At 69.4% G+C, this 18,316-nt stretch carries 20 protein-coding genes; 11 read left to right on the top strand and 9 right to left on the bottom strand.

From position 1 onward, the window contains the following. The first annotated feature begins 71 nt into the window (after positions 1 to 71). From JIG36_RS06285 to JIG36_RS06270, 4 genes are all read left to right on the top strand, one after another. Positions 72 to 1,862, top strand: a complete 1,791-nt coding sequence (locus JIG36_RS06285; RefSeq protein WP_203375096.1) for a RelA/SpoT family protein — start codon at positions 72 to 74, stop codon at positions 1,860 to 1,862. An 82-nt stretch (positions 1,863 to 1,944) separates the two neighbouring features. Continuing rightward, positions 1,945 to 2,394, top strand: a complete 450-nt coding sequence (locus tag JIG36_RS06280) for an NUDIX hydrolase (protein ID WP_203375765.1) — start codon at positions 1,945 to 1,947, stop codon at positions 2,392 to 2,394. Further along, complete coding sequence (locus tag JIG36_RS06275) at positions 2,391 to 3,224, top strand: nucleotidyltransferase family protein (protein ID WP_203375095.1); 834 nt, start codon at positions 2,391 to 2,393, stop codon at positions 3,222 to 3,224. The genes JIG36_RS06280 and JIG36_RS06275 overlap by 4 nt, the downstream gene beginning before the upstream one ends. An 85-nt stretch (positions 3,225 to 3,309) precedes the next feature. Further along, positions 3,310 to 4,533 carry an MFS transporter gene (locus tag JIG36_RS06270; protein ID WP_307872592.1) on the top strand — a complete coding sequence of 408 codons (1,224 nt, stop codon included), beginning with the start codon at positions 3,310 to 3,312 and terminating at the stop codon, positions 4,531 to 4,533. 41 nt (positions 4,534 to 4,574) lie between these two features. Here the strand turns inward: JIG36_RS06270 and JIG36_RS06265 are convergent, their stop codons facing one another. After that, on the bottom strand, positions 4,575 to 4,862 hold the full coding sequence (locus JIG36_RS06265; protein ID WP_203375094.1) for an Lrp/AsnC family transcriptional regulator: 288 nt from the start codon (positions 4,860 to 4,862) through the stop codon (positions 4,575 to 4,577). 141 nt (positions 4,863 to 5,003) lie between these two features. Between JIG36_RS06265 and JIG36_RS06260 the strand changes: the two genes are divergently transcribed. Beyond that, entirely contained in the window at positions 5,004 to 5,762 is a 759-nt protein-coding gene (locus JIG36_RS06260) for a PKD domain-containing protein (RefSeq protein ID WP_203375093.1), read from the top strand. Between the two features lie 58 nt (positions 5,763 to 5,820). Here JIG36_RS06260 and qcrB read toward each other — a convergent pair whose 3' ends face one another. Genes qcrB through ctaE form a run of 4 tightly spaced genes read right to left on the bottom strand, consistent with a single transcriptional unit; the run spans position 5,821 to position 10,030 of the window. Further along, positions 5,821 to 7,431: a cytochrome bc1 complex cytochrome b subunit gene (gene qcrB / locus JIG36_RS06255; protein ID WP_203375092.1), complete on the bottom strand. Its 1,611-nt coding sequence runs from the start codon at positions 7,429 to 7,431 to the stop codon at positions 5,821 to 5,823. Next, entirely contained in the window at positions 7,428 to 8,534 is a 1,107-nt protein-coding gene (gene qcrA / locus JIG36_RS06250) for a cytochrome bc1 complex Rieske iron-sulfur subunit (protein ID WP_203375091.1), read from the bottom strand. Before qcrA ends, qcrB begins: the two co-directional genes overlap by 4 nt. Continuing rightward, entirely contained in the window at positions 8,531 to 9,379 is an 849-nt protein-coding gene (qcrC, locus tag JIG36_RS06245; RefSeq protein ID WP_203375090.1) for a cytochrome bc1 complex diheme cytochrome c subunit, read from the bottom strand. The genes qcrA and qcrC overlap by 4 nt, the downstream gene beginning before the upstream one ends. Positions 9,380 to 9,430: 51 nt before the next feature. After that, positions 9,431 to 10,030 carry an aa3-type cytochrome oxidase subunit III gene (ctaE, locus tag JIG36_RS06240; protein WP_202993007.1) on the bottom strand — a complete coding sequence of 200 codons (600 nt, stop codon included), beginning with the start codon at positions 10,028 to 10,030 and terminating at the stop codon, positions 9,431 to 9,433. Positions 10,031 to 10,136: 106 nt separating this feature from the next. On the opposite strand from ctaE, the gene JIG36_RS06235 reads away from it, so the two are divergent. The 4 genes from JIG36_RS06235 to JIG36_RS06220 all read left to right on the top strand — a co-directional run bounded on the left by JIG36_RS06235 (position 10,137) and on the right by JIG36_RS06220 (position 13,196). Then, positions 10,137 to 11,150 (top strand): cytochrome c oxidase assembly protein, encoded by a 1,014-nt coding sequence (locus JIG36_RS06235; protein WP_203375089.1) that lies wholly within the window; start codon positions 10,137 to 10,139, stop codon positions 11,148 to 11,150. A 50-nt stretch (positions 11,151 to 11,200) separates the two neighbouring features. Further along, on the top strand, positions 11,201 to 11,635 hold the full coding sequence (locus JIG36_RS06230; RefSeq protein ID WP_203375088.1) for a hypothetical protein: 435 nt from the start codon (positions 11,201 to 11,203) through the stop codon (positions 11,633 to 11,635). A 38-nt stretch (positions 11,636 to 11,673) separates the two neighbouring features. Beyond that, the gene (gene trpD, locus JIG36_RS06225; RefSeq protein WP_203375087.1) at positions 11,674 to 12,732 is read left to right on the top strand and encodes an anthranilate phosphoribosyltransferase; all 1,059 of its coding nucleotides are present in this window, start codon (positions 11,674 to 11,676) and stop codon (positions 12,730 to 12,732) included. A gap of 272 nt (positions 12,733 to 13,004) precedes the next feature. Next, complete coding sequence (locus JIG36_RS06220; RefSeq protein ID WP_203375086.1) at positions 13,005 to 13,196, top strand: hypothetical protein; 192 nt, start codon at positions 13,005 to 13,007, stop codon at positions 13,194 to 13,196. 614 nt (positions 13,197 to 13,810) lie between these two features. Here the strand turns inward: JIG36_RS06220 and JIG36_RS06215 are convergent. Further along, a complete protein-coding gene (locus JIG36_RS06215) occupies positions 13,811 to 14,236 on the bottom strand; it encodes a cytochrome c oxidase subunit 4 (RefSeq protein WP_203375085.1) in 426 nt (141 codons plus the stop codon). Between the two features lie 10 nt (positions 14,237 to 14,246). Then, positions 14,247 to 15,125: an aa3-type cytochrome oxidase subunit II gene (gene ctaC / locus JIG36_RS06210; RefSeq protein WP_203375763.1), complete on the bottom strand. Its 879-nt coding sequence runs from the start codon at positions 15,123 to 15,125 to the stop codon at positions 14,247 to 14,249. Between the two features lie 250 nt (positions 15,126 to 15,375). Between ctaC and JIG36_RS06205 the strand changes: the two genes are divergently transcribed. Then, positions 15,376 to 16,521: a cysteine desulfurase family protein gene (locus JIG36_RS06205; protein WP_203375084.1), complete on the top strand. Its 1,146-nt coding sequence runs from the start codon at positions 15,376 to 15,378 to the stop codon at positions 16,519 to 16,521. Further along, entirely contained in the window at positions 16,518 to 16,730 is a 213-nt protein-coding gene (locus JIG36_RS06200) for a sulfurtransferase TusA family protein (protein ID WP_203375083.1), read from the top strand. The genes JIG36_RS06205 and JIG36_RS06200 overlap by 4 nt, the downstream gene beginning before the upstream one ends. Positions 16,731 to 16,737: 7 nt before the next feature. Here JIG36_RS06200 and JIG36_RS06195 read toward each other — a convergent pair whose 3' ends face one another. Next, positions 16,738 to 17,238, bottom strand: a complete 501-nt coding sequence (locus JIG36_RS06195) for a P-loop nucleotide/nucleoside kinase family protein (RefSeq protein WP_203375082.1) — start codon at positions 17,236 to 17,238, stop codon at positions 16,738 to 16,740. Between the two features lie 70 nt (positions 17,239 to 17,308). Next, a complete protein-coding gene (locus tag JIG36_RS06190) occupies positions 17,309 to 18,286 on the bottom strand; it encodes a carbohydrate kinase family protein (RefSeq protein WP_203375081.1) in 978 nt (325 codons plus the stop codon). Positions 18,287 to 18,316 lie beyond the last annotated feature (30 nt).

Raw genomic sequence — 18,316 nt, 5'->3', positions numbered from 1 at the left:
CGACGATTTGGCCATCGGTTCCCGCGGTCCCCCGCGCGAGCGCCGGCGGCCCAGTGGTGAGGGGGTGTCCAGTGGACGTCGACGCCGGCCACGGCGCCGCCCTTGGACGTGCCCTGCCGACAACCCAGCGCGACATGTCGATCACCCAGCGACTGCGCTCCTTCCTCAGCTTCAATGGCGACGACGACGATCCCGTCACCGTCCTCACGCGCACCCACCGGGCCGTGCATCCGTCGGCCGACGCGGGCGTGCTGCGCCGCAGCTACGCGATCGCCGAAAACATGCACCGCGGCCAGATGCGCAAGTCCGGCGAGCCCTACATCACGCACCCGCTCGCGGTCGCGCAGATCTGCGCCGAGCTCGGCATGGACACCACCACCCTGGTCGCGGCCCTGCTGCACGACACGGTGGAAGACACGAGCTACACCCTCGAGGCGCTGCACGGCGACTTCGGTCCCGAGGTCACCCACCTCGTCGACGGTGTGACCAAGTTCGACAAGGCGTTCTACGGCAAGGCGGCCGAGGCCGAGACCATCCGCAAGATGATCGTCGCCGCCGGCAAGGACGTCCGCGTCCTCGTGATCAAGCTGGCCGACCGGCTGCACAACATGCGCACCCTCGACGCCCGCTCCCCCGCCTCCCGCGCCCGCATCGCCACGGCCACGCTCGACGTGCTCGTCCCGCTCTGCGACCGACTCGGCATCCAGGCCCTCAAGCGCGACCTCGACGACGTGGTGCTCTACCACCTCGAACCCGAGTCGTTCGCACGCATCGACGAGCACGTGCGAAACCGCCCCGGCTGGGACGACTACCTCGACGACGTCAGCACCAAGGCGCGCTCGGCCCTGCGCCGCCAGCGTGTGACGGCCGAGGTCACCCCCCGCCCCCGGCACTATTACTCGATCTGGAAAGACACGGTCGCCGGCGGCCACACCGTCCCGTTCGACCTGCCCCGCATCGCGGTCGTGGTCGACGGTCCCGAAACCGACTGTTACGCCGCCCTGGGCGCTGTCCACGGCCAGTGGCGCCCGGTGGCCGGCCGTTTCAAAGACTTCATCGCCTCCCCCAAGAACAACCTCTACCGCTCGCTGCACACCACCGTCACCGGCCCCGACGGGCGCCTGGTCGAGGTGCTGATCCGCACCCGGGCGATGCACCGCTATTCGGAATACGGCGTGGCCACGACCTACCGCTATCCGAAATACGCGGAGACCGCCGAGGCGTCCGGCGCCGACCAGCTGACCTGGCTCAAGCGGGTGCTCGACTGGCAGCAGGACACCACCGACGCCGCCCAGTTCCTGGCCTCGCTGCGCTGCGACCTGGCCGAGGCCCAGATCACGGTCTTCGCCCACGGGCACGCGTTCGAGCTGCCGAGCGGCTCCACCCCGGTCGACCTGGCCTACGAACTGGGCCCGCAGACCGGCGACCAGTGCCTGGCCTCGACCATCAACGGCCGGCTGGCCCCGCTGAGCTCGCAGTTGCGCGACGGTGACGTCGTCGAGATCTTCTCCGAGAACGAACACCACGTGGAGGTGGAGCCGAACGCTCCTCGCGGTCCGCGTCGCGAGTGGCTCGGCTTCGTGAAATCGAGCACCGCCCAGATGCAGATCAACCGGTACTTCGACGAGAAGAACGAACCGGGCATCAGCATCGCCGACAAGGTCCGCCTGGGCCGCGCCACCATCGGGCTGACCCTGCGCAAGCACGACCGGGGCCTGGCCAGCGAGGTGCCGCTGCGCCGGCTGGCCGAGGAGTTGGGCTATCCCGACCTCGAGACGATGCTGGTCGCGGTCTGTGAGCGCACCCTCGAACCCGACACGGTCGTCGAGCAGCTGATCGCGCTCGTCGACCACCCTGACTAGCCCGCGGCGAGGCCCCGCTAGCCTTGCCGTTGTGAATATCCCTCGGCGCGTGCGGGCGTACGCCTACCAGACGTTCTATCGCATGCCGAGTTCCGTGCGCCGCGCCGTCGCGAGCCTGGTCGCTCCGAAATACCTGGTCGGCGCGGTTGCGGTGATCCACGACTCCGAGTCCGAGGGCCCCGACCGGCTGCTGTTGCTGCGCCAGCCCACCACGCACGGCTGGAGCCTGCCGGCGGGTCTGCTGAAGCGTCACGAGCCGCCCGCGGTGGGTGCGGCCCGTGAGCTCTTCGAAGAGACCGGCGTACGGGTCGACCCCGACGAGCTGACTCCCGGCAACCCGAACGCGATCGTCCACCCCGTCGGCGTGGTCGACACCGTCTTCTTCGGCCGGGTGCCCGCCTCCACCACCGAACTGCGCGTCGACGGCGGCGAGATCCTCGAGGCGGGCTGGTTCCCGGTCGACGACCTGCCCCGCCTCACCCGCAACACCGCCCAGCTGCTGAACCGCTACGACATCGGCCGCCGGAAGTGACCCGGGTCTGCGGCGTCGTCCTGGCCGCCGGCGAGGGGCAGCGGCTGCGGCCGTTGACCGCGACCCTGCCCAAGGCGCTCTGCCCGGTCGGCAACGTGGCCCTGCTCGACCGCGCCCTGGCCCGGCTGGCCGCGCTCGGCCTGTCCGGCCCGGCCGAGGTGGCCGTCAACGCGGCCTATCTGGGCGAGCAGGTGGTGCGGCACGTCGGCGACCGCGCCCACCTGTCGGTCGAGCCCGACGGCCCGGTCGGCACCTCGGGCGGCGTGGGCCGGCTCAAGGGCTGGATCGACGGTCGCGGCGCCCTGGTCGGCAACGCCGACGCCTATCTGGCCGACCCCGCCCGCGACCCCGGCAAAGACATCGCCGCCCTGCTCGACGGCTGGTCGGGCGACACGGTCCGCATGCTAACCAAACCCAACCTCCCCGGCGCGACGGGCGGCTTCAGCGGCCGCCGCTTCACCGGCTTCTCGCTGCTGCCCTGGCGCTACGTCCGCGACCTCGGCACCGATCACGGCAACCTCGTCCGTACGGTGTGGCGGCCGGCCGAAGCCGAGGGTGCCCTGGAGCTCGTCAACTACGAGGGCGTCTACATCGACACCGGCACGCCCGCCGACTACCTCAAGGCCAATCTGCACGCCGCGAACGGCGCCGCCCTGGTCGACCCCACCGCCACGGTCACCGGAGCCGTCACCGAGTCCGTGATCGGCCCGCACGCCCACATCGCGGGCGCGGTCACCCGCTGCGTCGTCTGGCCCGGCGCCGAGGTGACCGCCGACGAGTCGCTGGTGGACGCCATCCGCGCCGGCGGCGACATCACCATCCACGTCTGACACGATCCGCCGCCGAGCAGCCGACCGAGGCGACATCACCGCCCACGTCTGACACATCCGCGGCGGGATCTGACACGATCCGTCCGTGGTGGCGGCCGGCGCGGTGACGCGGGAGTGGCGGGGTGACTTCCGGCGGCGGTGGGCGGCGTACGCGGTCAGCGAGTTCGGCAGTGCCGTCGGCTACTCGGCTCTCCCGCTCGTCGCCGTGCTGGTGCTGGGCGCCTCGGATTTCCGGGTCTCGCTGCTGACCGTCCTGGCCGGAGTGGTCAGCGCCGTGGCCGCCCTGCCGCTGGGCCCCTGGATCGAACACCATCGCAAACTCCCGGTGATGGTGACCGCGGACCTCGTACGGTTCCTCGCCGTGCTCTCCGTGCCCACGGCGGCGTGGCTGGGCATCCTCACCTACTGGCACCTCGCCGCGGTGGCGATGGCGCAGATGGCGGCCCGGCTCGCCTTCGACGCGGCCGGCATCGCCCAACTGCGCACGCTGGTGCCCCGCGAACACCGGGCCGACGCCAACGGCCGCTTCGAGACGACCCTGTGGACCACCAACGCGGTCGGCCCGGCCGCCGGCGGCCTGCTGATCTCAGCGCTGGGCGCCACCGTCACGATGGTTGTGGACGCACTGAGCTTTCTGCTCTCGGCGCTGCTGCTGCATGGCCTGCGGCACCCCGAGCCGCCCCCGCCACCGCGCGCGCCGGACCATCACTGGCGCCGGGACATCACCGCGGGCTGGCGCCACATCCTCGGCCACCCGGGGCTGGCCGCGCTCTTCTGGAACTCGCTCATCTTCGGCGGCTGCATCATGGCGCTGTCGCCCCTGCTCGCCGTGCTGGTGGTCCGCGACCTCGGCTTCCCACCCTGGCAGTACGGCCTGATCATCGGCACCGCGGGCGTGGCCGGGGTCGCCGGCTCGCTGCTGGCCGGGCCGCTCCGCCGCCGGCTGGGCGAGCATCGCCTGATGCTGGCCTCGGGCGTCGGCCGCAACCTGTGGCTGGTCCTGATCCCGCTCGCCCCCGCGAACGCCACCGGGCTGGTCCTGATCGCGGCCGCGGAGTTCCTGCTGGTGCTGTTCGCGGGCATGTTCAGCCCCACGTTCGCGACCTACCGCATGAACGCCACGGACGACGGCCACATGTCCCGCGTGGTCATGGCCTGGTCGGTCACCAACAAGGTCGTGCAGCCGGTCTTCATCGCGGCCGCCGGGGCCGTCGCGGCGGCTACCAACGCCCGGACGGCGCTGACGATCGTCGCGGTGGTGCTGCTCGGCGGGGTCGCCTTCCTGCCGTGGCGGGTGCCGGAGAGCTGAGAGCCGGACCGCCGTACGGGGAAAGAAGTTGACCTTGACCCTCAGTCGGCGTCGGGCAGGCCGATCGCGAAGGCGTCTTCCAGGTCGTGCTTGGAATAGGCGCGGAAGGCGATGTGGGACTCGGTGTTGAGCACGCCCGCGGTCTTGGAGATGCGGCCGGCGATGACCTCGGCGATGTCTTCGAACTTGGCGACCCGCACGATCGCGATCAGGTCGACGTTGCCGGCCACCGAGTAGACCTCGCTGACGCCGTCGAGCGCGGCCAGCGCCTCGGCGACCTCGGGGATGGAGTCGGTAGCGCAGTCGATGTGCACGATCGCGGTGTTCACCAGCGAACTCCTCGGGTGGCCGGGCGGGTCGTCGCGACCATGCTATCCGCAGCTCGTTACCCGTACCGGATCGGCCGATTGATCGAAGTGGCCGGCACCCCTAATCTGCTGATCTTTGACCGTTACGGGGGAAGGAACCGCATGACCGGCCGACGCCGCATGCTCACATCAATCACCGTCGCCACCGCCGTCACGGCTCTGGGCACGACCGGGGTCGTCCTGGCCGCGAACGCCCAAGGCTCCGAGTTGTCGGCGAGCGCAGCACCCGCCGCCTCGTACGACTTCTCGACGTACTACCCCTTCATCGGGGCTCCGGTGACCATGACCCAGACCTCGATCACCGTCGGCGACACCCCCGCCTCCGAGGTCGTGCAGACCATCAAATGGGGCGACGGCACGGTCCAGCGGGCGTACGGCACCACGAAGAAGTTCAGCCACGTCTACCGCACCGCCGGGTCGTACTCCATCCAGGTGACCTTGGAGGACGGCGTCTCCGCGCCGAACGTGCGGATGGTCGGCCGGCTCAGCGTGAAGAAGGATGCGACCAAGCCCGTGGTCAGCCTGAACAAGCCGGCCAGCCCGACCAAGGCCACCTCTTGGGCCCTGCTCAAGGGCAAGGCCTCGGACACCGGCTCGGGTCTGAAGACGGTGGCGGTGACCGCCATCGAGAAGCGCGGCTCGGCCTGGTACTACTACAACGGCTCGGCCTGGGTGAAGGCGAGCTCGCAGACCACGGCCGGCCAGAAGGCCAAGGTCCTCACGGTCACCCCGCTGAAGGGTCTCTTCAGCTTCAAGTTCAAGGGCGTGACCAAGGGGTCGATCCGGATCGCCTACTCGGCCTTCGACCGGGCCGGCAACCGCTCGGCCCCGAAATACCTGACCCAGACGATCACCAAGTAGAACCCGGACACGCGAAAGGGGGCCCGCCGGAGCGGGCCCCCTTTGTTGCGCTGTCGCTTTACTTGCGGCCGGACGTGATCTCTTCGCGGGTGTCGCCGCTGACCGGCGGCATGCCCGGCGAGACCGGGGCCTCGGCCGGCTTCTCGACCGGGAAGAAGAAGCCCTTCACGGCCGGGGCCAGGGCTCCGACGCGGTTCATCTTCTTCGGGACGACCCAGCCGCCGTACTCCAGCGGGATCGGGTGACCGTGGTCGTCGACCGGGCCGAGCGGCTGGTGCACCTCGACGAACTGGCCGTTCGGCAGGCGCTTGATGATGCCGGTCTCGACGCCGTGGGCCAGCACCTCGCGGTCGTGCTGCTGGAGACCCAGGCAGATACGGACCGAGATGAAGTAGGCCAGCGGCGGCAGGACCAGCATGCCGATGCGGCCGGCCCAGGTCATCGCGTTGAGGCTGATGTGGAACTTGTCGGCGATGACGTCGTTGCCGCCGGACAGCGTCGCGATGATGAAGAACGTGAACGCCATCGCGCCGATGCCGACCCGCTCCGGGTTGTCACGCGGACGCTCCAGCAGGTTGTGGATCCGCTTGTCGCCGCTCTTGCGGGCCTCGATCCACGGCCAGAAGATCGGGCCGGTGGTGAGGGCGCCCAGACCGACCACGGCCGGCCAGAACAGCGGCGGGATGCTGTAGTCGCCGATGTAGATCTGCCAGTTCGGCATGAGCCGGACCAGGCCGTCCATGAACATGACGTACCAGTCGGGCTGCGACGCCGACGACACCTCGGACGCACGGTACGGGCCGAACAGCCAGATCGGGTTGATCTGGAACAGACCGGCCATCAGCGCGACCGTGCCGAAGACGGCCATGAAGAAGCCGCCCTGCTTGAGCGCGTAACGCGGGAACATGCGCTCGCCGACCACGTTGGTGTTGGTCCGCATCGGGCCGGGCCACTGGGTGTGCTTCTGCTTGAAGACCAGGCCCAGGTGGACGCTGATCAGCGCGAGCAGGCCGCCCGGGATGAGCAGCACGTGCGCGATGTAGAACCGGCCGATGATCAGGTGGCCCGGGAACTCGCCGCCGAAGATCGAGGCGGAGAGCCAGGTGCCGACGACCGGGATCGACAGCATGATCGCCGAAGCGATGCGGAGACCGGTGCCGGAGAGGCCGTCGTCCGGGAGCGAGTAGCCGGTGAAACCGGCCAGGAAGCCCAGGAGGAACAGGATCATGCCGATGGCCCAGTTGGCCTCACGCGGCTTGCGGTAAGCGCCGGTGAAGAAGATGCGGGCCATGTGGATGACGATCGACGCCATGAACAGCAGGGCTGCCCAGTGGTGCATTTGACGCATGAACAGACCACCGCGCACCTCGAACGAGATGTGCAGGGACGACTCGTACGCCGCCGACATCTCCGTGCCGCGCAGGGCCGGGTAGGCGCCCTCGTAGGCGACCTCCTTCATCGACGGGTCGAAGAAGAGGGTCAGGAAGACACCGGTGAGCAGCAGGATGATGAACGAGAAGAGCGCGATCTCACCGAGCAGGAACGACCAGTGGTCAGGGAAGACCTTGTTGAGCAGGGCCCGCAGCGGGGTGGCCGCCTGGAACCGCTCGTCGACGCCCTTGGCCGCATTGACCGGCGCCTGCTGGAGGTCTACTTTTCGGCGCTTCACGGCCGCTCCCAGAAGTCAGGTCCGACGGTGTCCTTGAAGTCGGACGTTGCCACGAAGTAGCCCTCCTCGTCCACCCCCAGCGGCAGCATCGGCAGCCGCCGGGTGGCGGGACCGAAGATCGGCTGCGCGTTCCGGGTGATGAGGAACTGGGACTGGTGGCAGGGGCACAGCAGGCGGTTGGTCTGCTGCTCGTACAGGCTCGCCGGGCAACCGGCGTGCGTGCAGATCTTCGAGTACGCCACGTAGTCGCCCCACATCGACCCCTGGTTGCGACGGTCGGCCTCGGCCGCCTCGCGGGTCTTCTGCGCGTCGTCGGCGCGCAGGTGGATCAGCAGGGTCGGCGAGTCGGCGTACTCGTTGGTCGCGCCGTGCGGGATGCCCGGGAAGACCGTCATCTGACCACCGGTGCTGACGTCTTCGGGCCGGATGGGCGAGCCGTCCTCGCGGGTCAGCCGCACCAGGTTGCCGCCGTTCTTCCCCGGGTTGAACCCGGTGGTGTACATGATCGGCAGTTCGTCCTTGTGCGGGTTCTCGATCAGGCCACCGATCAGCGGCGCCGCCGCGACCAGGCCGATCGGCGCCAGGCCGAAACCGATCGCGCCCTTGAGCAGCGGGCGGCGCTGGACGCCGTTGCCGAGCTCGTCGGCGACGAACATCATCGTCTGACCGGTGATCTTCTGCTCGTCGGTCGGCGACCCGCCGTCGTGGCGGGCCTGGATCGACACCTCGTGCGGCAGCAGCTTCTTGGCCCAGGCCAGGATCGCCAGGCCGAGCGCGAACAGCGAGACGCCCAGCGAGATGCCCAGCAGCGGGGTGTAGAAGTCGCTCAGCGTCTCACCGAGCTCGAACCGCCACGGCCACCAGATGTAGAAGCCGAGGAAGGCCAGGGCGCCCAGGCCGGCGATGATGAACAGCAGGGCGATGTTGCGGACGACCCGCTTCTCGGCCTTGGAGTTCGTGCCCTGGAACTGCGACTCGTACGTGATGATTTCGATCTCGTCGCGGCGCAGGCCCTCTTTGACGATGTCGAAACGGCTGAGCCGCGGGTCGCTGACGTCGACCGCTTTCTGCGTGGCCGTCGCGTCGTCGTGCAGCGTGGTCATGACTTCCCCGCAATCCACAGAGCCGTGAACACCAGGAGCACGATGCCGACGAGGAAGATCGCGATGCCCTCGGTCGACGGGCCGTACCCACCCAGGTTGAAGATACCGCCCGGATCACGGTCGTCCTGCAGCTGCACCTTGATGTAGGTGATGATCTCGCGCTTCTCGTCCGGCGTGAGCTGGTTGTCACCGAAGACCGGCATGTTCTGCGGGCCGGTGAGCATCGCCGCGTAGATCTGCTCAGGGGTGGCGTCGTGCAGGGCCGGGGCGAACTTGCCCGAGCTGAGCGCGCCGCCGGCGCCGGTGAAGCTGTGGCAGGACGTGCAGTTGACGCGGAACAGCTCGCCACCGCGGGCAAGCGCCTCGGGGTTCTCCTCGAGGTTCTCGACCAGCTCACCGGAGGGCAGCTGGGGGCCTCCACCCAGCTCCTGGATGTACTGACCGAGCTGCTTGGTCTGGTTCTTGTCGAACTGCGGCTTCTTCTGCTCGGCCTGGGCCTCCTGGCGGACCATCGGCATGCGGCCGGTGCCCACCTGGAACTCCACCGATGCCGAGCCGACGCCGATCAGGCTCGGACCGCGGTCGTCGACACCCTGGCCGTCGCGCCCGTGGCAGGTGATGCAGCTGTTGTCGTACAGCTGCTTGCCCTCTTGCGCGGTGGCCGACAGCTGCCGGGGTTCGTCAGCGAACGCACCCGGAGCGAACGCGGTGTATACGCCGCCGGCGAGCGCGAGCGCGGCGACCATGCGCACCGCCGCTCCGAGACGCCGGCGCGTCTTGCTCGGCGCGCCACGCCGCCGGGAGAACACCCGGAGGCGCCGGCCGGCGGGGGTGTCTGAAGTCATGGGTTGTATCCCTCTGAGTTTTGACCTGAGGCTCATGGACGGCGTGCGGCTCTACTGCAGCCAATAGATCATGGCGAACAGCGCGATCCACACGATGTCCACGAAGTGCCAGTAGTACGACACGACGATCGCCGAGGTGGCCTGCGCCGGAGTGAATCGGCCCATCGTCGTGCGGATCATGTAGACGATGAAGGCGATCAGACCGCCGGTGACGTGCAGGCCGTGGAAGCCGGTGGTCAGGTAGAACATCGAGCCGTAGCCGTCGCCGTTGAGCTTGATGCCCTCGTGGACGAGGTTCCGGTATTCGTTCGCCTGGCCGAGCACGAAGATCAGGCCCATCACGAAGGTGATGGTGAACCAGCGCCGGAGCGCGAACACATCACCCTTCTCCGCCGCGAAGACGCCGAGCTGGCAGGTGACCGAGGAGAGAACCAGGATCACCGTGAACGTCGTCGCGTACGGCAGCTCCAGATGGGGAGTGTGTTCCTCCCACATGCTGTAGTCCGCCGCGCGGATCGAGAAGTACATCGCGAACAACGCCGCGAAGAACATGAGCTCGCTGGAGAGCCACACGATCGTTCCGACGCTCACCATGTTCGGTCGCGTCAGCGAGTGGATCCTGCTCTTGTCGATGGCTGAGGCCGCTGTCACGGGCTCATTATTGCCCCGCGATCAGTCCAACGTGCCGTGGGGGTCGAATTCCGGCAGCAGTTGCAGCCCGGAAGAACGGGTACCGACCGGATAGGCCTAGCCTCGAGTGGTGCACCTAGCCGAAACGCCCACACTCGCCGCCGCCGGCGGGGATACTGTCCTTCCGCCGTTCACGCCGGGCGTCATCTTCACGGAGATCCACCTGGGCAGCCTGATCGCGCTGTTCCTGCTGGTGGCCGCGGCGCTGTACGGCTACGGCGTGCACCGCCTGCGGCAGCGGGGCGACAAGTGGCCGGTGGGCCGCACGGTGGCGTTCGTCGTCGGTGGACTCGGCTCGATCGCGGCGGTGGCCGTGACCGGCATCGAGGCGTACGACACCACGCTGCTCTCGGTGCACATGGTCCAGCACATGGTGCTGTCGATGGTCGGCCCGATCTTCCTCGCGCTCGGTGCGCCGGTGACTCTGGCCCTGCGTACGCTGCCGGTCGCCTCCCGCAAGAAACTGCTGGCCGTCCTGCACAGCCGGGTTGCCCGCGTGCTGACGTTCCCGCTGGTCGCGTTTGGCATCTTCGTGGCCAACCCGTTCGTCCTGTACTTCACCGACCTCTACCGCCAGACGCTGCTGCACTCCTGGCTGCACGAGTTCATCCACGTGCACTTCATCGTGACCGGCTGCCTGTTCTTCTGGCCGCTGCTGGGCCTCGACCCGCTGCCCAACCGCTGGCCCTACCCGGGCCGCGCGCTGCTGATGGTGCTGTCGGTGCCGTTCCACACGGTGCTCGGCCTGACCATCATGCAGAGCAAGACGCTGCTGGCCGGCGACTACTACCCGAGCCTGGGCCTGAGCTGGACCGATCCGGTCTCCGACCAGGTCACGGCGGGCGGCATCCTGTGGGCCGGCGGCGAGATCGTCAGCGTCACGATGCTGGGCATCCTGGTCATGCAGTGGATCCGCCAGTCCGAACGGGAGGCCCGTCGCATCGACCGGGCCCTCGACCGCCAGGAGGCCGAGGAAGCAGCGGAGGCCGCCAAAGCCACCGAGCAGGCCGGGCCGGATGCAGCCAAGATCACAAACGGGGCCCCCGCCGACACGGGCGGACCGGGGTCGGTCACCTCGTAACCGGGTCCGTTACGATCGGCGGGCACCTACGACGTGAACCGGGGCACATTATGAGCGACGAACCGACTCAATACACGGTCCTCCTCTACAGCGACGACGCCGCTGTGCGCGACCGCATCCGGTTGGCGATCGGGGTGCGGCCCGCGGCCGACCTCAAGGTCGAGTTCGCCGACGCCTCCACCTGGGAGGACTGCCGCGACCTGCTCGACAAGTACGAGATCGACCTGATGGTCCTCGACGGCGAGGCGACCCCCGCCGGCGGCATGGGCATCGCCCGGCAGACCAAGGACGAATACGCCACTCCCCCGCCGGTCTGCGTGGTCATCGCCCGCGCCGCCGACCGCTGGCTCGCCGCCTACGCGCAGGTCGACCAGACCCTGGTCGCGCCGCTCGACCCGGTCACCACCGGCCAGACGGTCGCCGCCATGCTCCGCGCCCGCCGCAACGGCGCCGTGCCGCTGGGCACGCTCGGCAAGCTCGGCTGACGACAACTCTTCGCTGACTCCCCCCGGAGGGCCCCGCCATGGGCGCACGTACCTGGCCGAATCTGACGAGCGCCCTGCTGCGGGGCGAAGAACTCGGGACCCCCGACACGGCCTGGGCCATGGGCGAGATCATGGCCGGCAACGCCACCCCGGCCCAGATCGCCGGGTTCGCGATCGCGCTGCGGGCCAAGGGTGAGACGCCGGGCGAGCTGGCCGGCCTGGTCGACGCCATGCTGGCCAACGCCACCCTGGTCGAGCTGCCCGACGAGGTCCGCACCGACGCGGTCGACGTGGTCGGCACCGGCGGCGACCGGGCCAACACGGTCAACATCTCGACGATGGCGGCGATCATCACAGCCGCCTCGGGTGTGACGGTGGTCAAGCACGGCAACCGGTCCGCCTCGTCCACCACCGGCACGGCCGACCTGCTGGAACACTTCGGCATCCCGCTCGACCTGGGCCCCGAGGGCGTGGCCAGCACGGTGACCGGCGCCGGCATGGGTTTCTGCTTCGCCGCCCGCTACCACCCCGGCATGCGGCACGCCTCGGTGACGCGTCGCGAGCTGGGCGTTCCGACGTTCTTCAACGTGCTCGGCCCGCTGACCAACCCGGCCCGGCCCACGGCGGCCGCGGTCGGCTGCTTCGACGCCCGCATGGCCCCGGTCATGGCGGCCGTGTTCGCCCAGCGTGGCGACTCGGCGCTGGTGATGCGGGGCGAGGACGGCCTCGACGAGTTCACCACGTCGGCCCCCACGCGCCTGTGGCAGGCGCACGACGGCCGGGTCACCGAGCACCTGATCGACGCCGTCGAGCTGGGCCTGCCCCGCAGCCGGCCCGGCGACCTGCGCGGCGGCGACACCGCGTTCAACGCCGACGTGGCCCACCGCACCTTCGCCGGCGAGCCCGGCCCGGTGCGTGATGCCGTCGTGCTCAACGCGGCGGCGGCCCTGGCCGCGCACGGAGGCTTCCCCGGCGACCTGAGAGACACGCTGCGGGCCGGAATCGCCCGGGCCCAGGAAACGATCGACTCCGGCGCCGCGACCGCTCAGCTGGCCCGCTGGGTCGACGCAGCCCAAAAAGCGAAGGCCGCCGAGTAGCCCTCTGTCGAGCAGTCCCGCCGCGGCCTCGTAGCGCCAAGCGAGGCCGAGCACAGACGCAACGCCGAGCCCGGGACCGCCGAGCACAGACGCAACGCCGTGCCCGGGGCCGCGAAGCATGGCCTACCGGCCCGATGCGGAGCGAGGCCTCGGCGCCACGAGCAATTTCACAGCGGACACGCCGCCGCCAATGCTCCCAAATGCCGCTTTTACGTGGCAACGTCGGAATCAGTTTCGGGTAATCCACCTTCCGGCGAAGAGAGGAGCCACCCGTGTCGGATCGCGAGCCCCGCTGCGTCATCTGCGACGGCGACATGCTGTTCGAGGTGCCGGCCACCACCGACGACCAGGTCGAGGAGCTGGTATGCGCCCGCTGCGGCGCCGCCGAGGTCGTCACCCCCATCGTCGCCCACCTCTGGCCCAGCCCATCCCGCCCACTCCCACACCAGCGCCGCGCCGCCTGAACCCCCAAGCGCAGCCAAGCCCCAGGTCGGCGAGAGCACGCTCCCACAGAACTGCCGGGCGACCCATCGTCAATGAGTAAGCTCAGCGGTTTTGCGCGCTGCTGCTTTTGCCGCGCGCCCTCCAGCAGCGCGACCAAGCCCCTCGTCGGCGAGAGCACGCTCCCACAAAACGGCCCGACTGGTCAGTCAGCGAGTAGGCCCCCGGTCTTGCGCGCCGCTGCTTTCGCCGCGCGCCCTACAGCAGCGCGACCAGCCCCTCGTCGGCGAGAGCACGCTCCCACAGAACTGCCGGGCCGAGCGTCGTCAATGAGATGAGCCCGGTTTTCCGACGCCGTCGCTCTTTGCGGCGTTGGAAAACCGGGCTCATCTCATTGACCTAAAAGACGCTCGGCCCACGCGGAGCGAAGCGGAGCCAGCAAGCTCAGCCGACTAGTCCCACGGCAGAGCAACCTCGCCCTTGCTCCGCCCACGGCAGAGCAACCTCACCCCTTACTCCGCCCACAGCAGAGCACCCCCTACTCCCCCCCCACGGCAGAGCACCCCCACCCAACAACGCACCGCCGCACAACAAAAGCCCGCGCCCCCAACGGGGACGCGGGCTGAGAAGCACAAACTCAGTGCTCAGCCGGATGCCGAGTACCCGTGTAGTACTCGAAGATCATGGCGCACGACGAGAAGATCACCAGGATCAACCCCATCGCCAGCAGCCACCACATCCAGAACACCAGGCCGAGGCCGGCCACCGAGGCCGACAACGCGATCCCGAACGGCCAGTAACTGCCCGGGCTGAAGAAGCCGATCTCCCCCGCGCCCTCGGCGATCTCGCCGTCCTCGCGGTCTTCCGGCCGCAGGTCGATGCGCCGGGCCACGAACCAGAAGAAGCCGCCGCACATCGAGCAGAGCAGGCCGGACAGGATCAGCGCGACCGTGCCGATCCACTCCAGATGACCGGTGGCGCCGTGGGTGTAGAAGCCGTAGACCACCGACGCGCCGAAGAGGAAGACGGCGACGCCCGCGAAGATCTTGTATTCGGTACGCACGTTTCTGTCCCTACTTCCCGGCCGTCACGGCCGCGCCGCTGCCTGCGGCAACCGCACCGTTCTGGTTCCAGCCGTTCTTCTGGCGCCGCGTGTTGAACGGCTCGGTCGTGACCGCGTACTGCTGGTCGCCGGTGAAGCCGATGGCGGCCATCGCCTCCTGCGTGGAGGAACCGTTGCGCTTGGCCGCGAGGAACTGGTCGAACCGCTCGGGCGAGACGACGACCAGCTCGAAGTTCATGAAGGCGTGGTAGGTGCCGCAGAGCTCGGCGCAGCGGCCGACGTAGCGGCCTTCCTTGTCGAGAGTGATCTCGAAGGTGTTGCGCACGTTGCCCGGGAACACGTCCCGCTTGAAGAGGATCTCGGGGACCCAGAACGAGTGGATGACGTCCTTGCTGGTCTCTTCGAACCGGATCTTCTCGTTGGTCGGGAGGACCAGGATCGGGATCACGTCGGACGAGCCGACCGTCGAGGCGACCGTGTTGGCCTCCTCGCCCATGCCGTCACGGTAGTTGAACTGCCAGTTCCACTTGAACGCGACGACCTCGACGACCTGGTCGGGGTTCTTCGACAGCTTGTCCACGTCGGTCTGCACGACGGCCGTGTAGTAGAAGAGGATCGCCACGATCAGCACCGGGGTGACCGTGTAGAGAACCTCCATCGGCATGTTGAACCGGGTCTGCACGGGCAGCTCGTCGCCGCGCTTGCGATACCGGATGATGCACCAGAAGATCAGGCCCCACACGAAGACGCCGACGATCAGCGCCGCGATCACCGAGGCGATCCACAGGTCGTACATCTTGTGCGCCTGGAGGGTGATGCCCTTGCCCGGCCATCCGAAGTGGCCGAAGGCGTTCCCAACGCCCTCGAGGGAACAACCCGAGAGCAGCATCAGCAGCGCCGCCCCGCTCAAGCCGAGCCCGGCGACCCGGACTGCAGCTCGTGGCCGCGCGGCCGAACTCTTTGCGCTCACCTGCTTTTGCCTCCCTTAGCAGCGCCGCCTCCCGCCCGAAACGGACACGAGTGGCCAGGCGTTACCGACGGTCGCACACTACTCGACCAGGCCTTGACACACCGTTCCGGGGGTCCGATCTTCGGCCGTGCGCGTGTACCCCTCAACAACCGGACGATACCGTTCCTGGGTGGAATTCACGGGCGATCCCGCCGGTCCGGCCGCATACCTCGACGCGGCGACCGCGTCTCCACTGCATCCGGTGGCCCGCGAGGCGTTGCTGGCCGCGCTGGCCGACGGCTGGGCCGACCCGGCGCGCCTCTATTCCGCGGGCCGGCGGGCCCAGCAGCTTTCCGACGCGGCCCGGGCCGCGTTCGCCGAGGCTTTCGCCGTACGCCCGGACGAAGTGTCCTTCTGGCCCTCGGGCACGGCCGCGGCCCAGGCCGCCGTGCTGGGCGGGCTGACCGGCCGGGCCCGTCAGGGCGACACGCTGGTGCATTCGGCCATCGAGCATTCGGCCGTGCTGCACGCGGCCGCCCGGGGCCGGGCCACCGAGGTCGGCGTCGACCGCCTGGGCCGCCTCGACCTCGACGCCTGGGACCGGGCCGTCAGCGCCCCCGGGGTCGCGCTGGCCTCGCTGATCAGCGCCAGCCACGAGGTGGGCACGATCCAGCCGGTCGCGGCCGCCGCCGGCTACTGCTCCGAGGCGGGGGTGCCGCTGTTCGTGGACGCCGCGCAGACCGTGGGCCGGGCCGATGTGCCGCCGGGCTGGTCGCTGCTGAGCGCGAGCGCCCACAAGTGGGGCGGCCCGCCGGGAGTCGGCGTGCTGGTGGTCCGCAAGGGTGTGCGCTGGATCTCCCCGTACCCGCAGGATGATCTTTATCGCCCCGGCCAGCCTGGGAGTGTCGACCTGCCCGCGGTGGTTGCCGCCGCGGCGAGCCTGCGCGCCGTCCAAGCCGAGGCCCGGACCGAGTCCGTACGCCTGAGCGCGCTGGTCGACCGCATCCGCGAGCAGGTGCCGGCGCTGGTGCCCGACGTCGAAGTGGTCGGCGATCCCGCGCAACGGCTCCCGCACCTGGTCACGTTCTCGTGCCTGTACGTGGACGGGGAGGCGCTGCTGCACGCGCTCGACCGGGCCGGTTTCGCGGTGTCGTCGGGTTCGTCGTGCACGGCGTCGACGCTGCGGCCCAGTCACGTGCTCGAGGCCATGGGCGTGCTCAGTCACGGCAACGTACGGGTCTCGCTGCACCGCGGCACCACCGAGGCCGACGTCGACCGGTTCCTGGCCGTGCTGCCGGGCCTGGTCGAGGCGATCCGGAAGGAGGCGGGGATGTGATCGAACTGGACTGCCTCGGTCAGAAGTGCCCGCTCCCGGTGATCAGGCTCGCCCAGACGATCGGCCGGGTCGAGGTGGGCGGGATCGTCCGCGTCCTCGCCGACGATCCGGCCGCCGCCAACGACATCCCGGCCTGGTGCCGGATGAAGAAGCAGGAGTACGTGGGTTCGCCGTCCCCGAACGCCTTCGAGGTCCGCCGCCTGAGCTGACGGCTCCTCAGCGCAGGTACTGGACGACGGCCTCGACCGGGTCCTGGGCCAGGTTCGTGTCGACGACCAGGCGCGGGCCGAGATAGGGCTCGTATTCCGCCTGGCGCTCCAGAACCCGCACCCAGTCCGGTACGCCGTCGTGGTCGCGGTTCTCGTAGCGCTTCTCGACGCGGCGGCGGTGTTCGGCGTCGTCACCGACCACCACCTCGACCACCCGCAGCGGCACCCCGGCCCGGTCGGCGACGTCGACCCACAGCTGGCGGGCCGCCTTGACCGGGCTGACGGCGTCGATGATCACGTGGTGGCCGATGCCGAGCTGGACCTCGGCCAGCGCGGCCACCGCCCCGTACGCGGCGAAACCGGGTCTCGGCTCGCTCACCTCGTAGCGCTGGAGGGCGGAGTCGACCGTGTCGACGGCGAGCACACACGCGGGCAGCTCCGTGGCCACCCGCGCGGCGAGCGTGCTCTTCCCGACACCGGGGAGACCGGCGAAAACCGCTAGGACCATGACTCCGATCAGACCATGAGCCGGATCAGGCCGGAAGACGGGCCTGGATCTTGGCGAACGCTTTGCCGGATCAGGCCGGAAGGTGGGCCTTGATCTCCGCGGCCGCGGCGTCGCCGTACGAGTCGGCGAAGCGCTTGGCGAAGTCTTCGGCGCGGATGTCGTATTCCTGGGGGCCGACCGATTCGAGCACGAGCGCGGCCACCAGCGAGCCGACCTGGGCCGCCCGCTCGAGGCCGAGGCCCCAGGACACGCCCGAGAAGAAGCCGGCCCGGAAGCCGTCGCCGACGCCGGTCGGGTCTTCGGCCAGCACGTCGCGCGCCACCGGCACGTGGATGCGCTCGATGCCGTGACCGGTGATCTCGACGCCGTCCTTGCCGAGCGTGGTGACCCGGATCTTGACCTGCTCGAGGACCTGCTCGGAGCTCAGACCGGCCTTGGTCTCGAGCAGGGACCGCTCGTACTCGTTGGTCAGCAGGTAGTCGGCGCCGCTGATCAGCGTCAGCACGTCGCTGCCGTCCATGCGGGCGAGCTGCTGCGACGGGTCGGCGGCGAACTTGAAGCCGCGGGCCCGGCACTCCTGCGAGTGGCGGATCATGGCGGCCGGGTCGTTCGCGCTGATCAGCACCAGGTCGAGGCCGCCTGCGCGCTGGTCGACCGGCGCCAGCTCGATGTTGCGGGCCTCGGACATCGCGCCCGCATAGAACGAGGCGATCTGGTTGAGGTCGTCGTCGGTGGTGCAGACGAAACGCGCGGTGTGCGCGACCTCGCTGACGTGCACCGAGTCGCAGTCGACGCCGTGACGCTCGAGCCAGGAGCGGTAGTCGGCGAAGTCGGCGCCGACCGCCCCGACCAGGATCGGCCGCAGGCCGAGCTTGCCCATGCCGAACGAGATGTTGCTGGCCACGCCGCCGCGCCGGACCACCAGGTCGTCGACGAGGAACGAGAGAGACACCTTGTGCAGCTGGTCCGCGATGAGCTGGTCGGCGAACCGCCCCGGAAAGTGCATCAGATGGTCGGTGGCGATCGAGCCGGTCACGGCGATCTTCATGAGGGCCCTCAGGGTCTTCAGGGAACGGGG

The organism is Paractinoplanes ovalisporus, from assembly GCF_016834655.1.
In the GTDB taxonomy this organism is placed as follows: domain Bacteria; phylum Actinomycetota; class Actinomycetes; order Mycobacteriales; family Micromonosporaceae; genus Actinoplanes; species Actinoplanes ovalisporus.
Note: the sequence above shows the minus strand (reverse complement) of the source record. Positions and strands in the feature narration are given on the sequence as shown.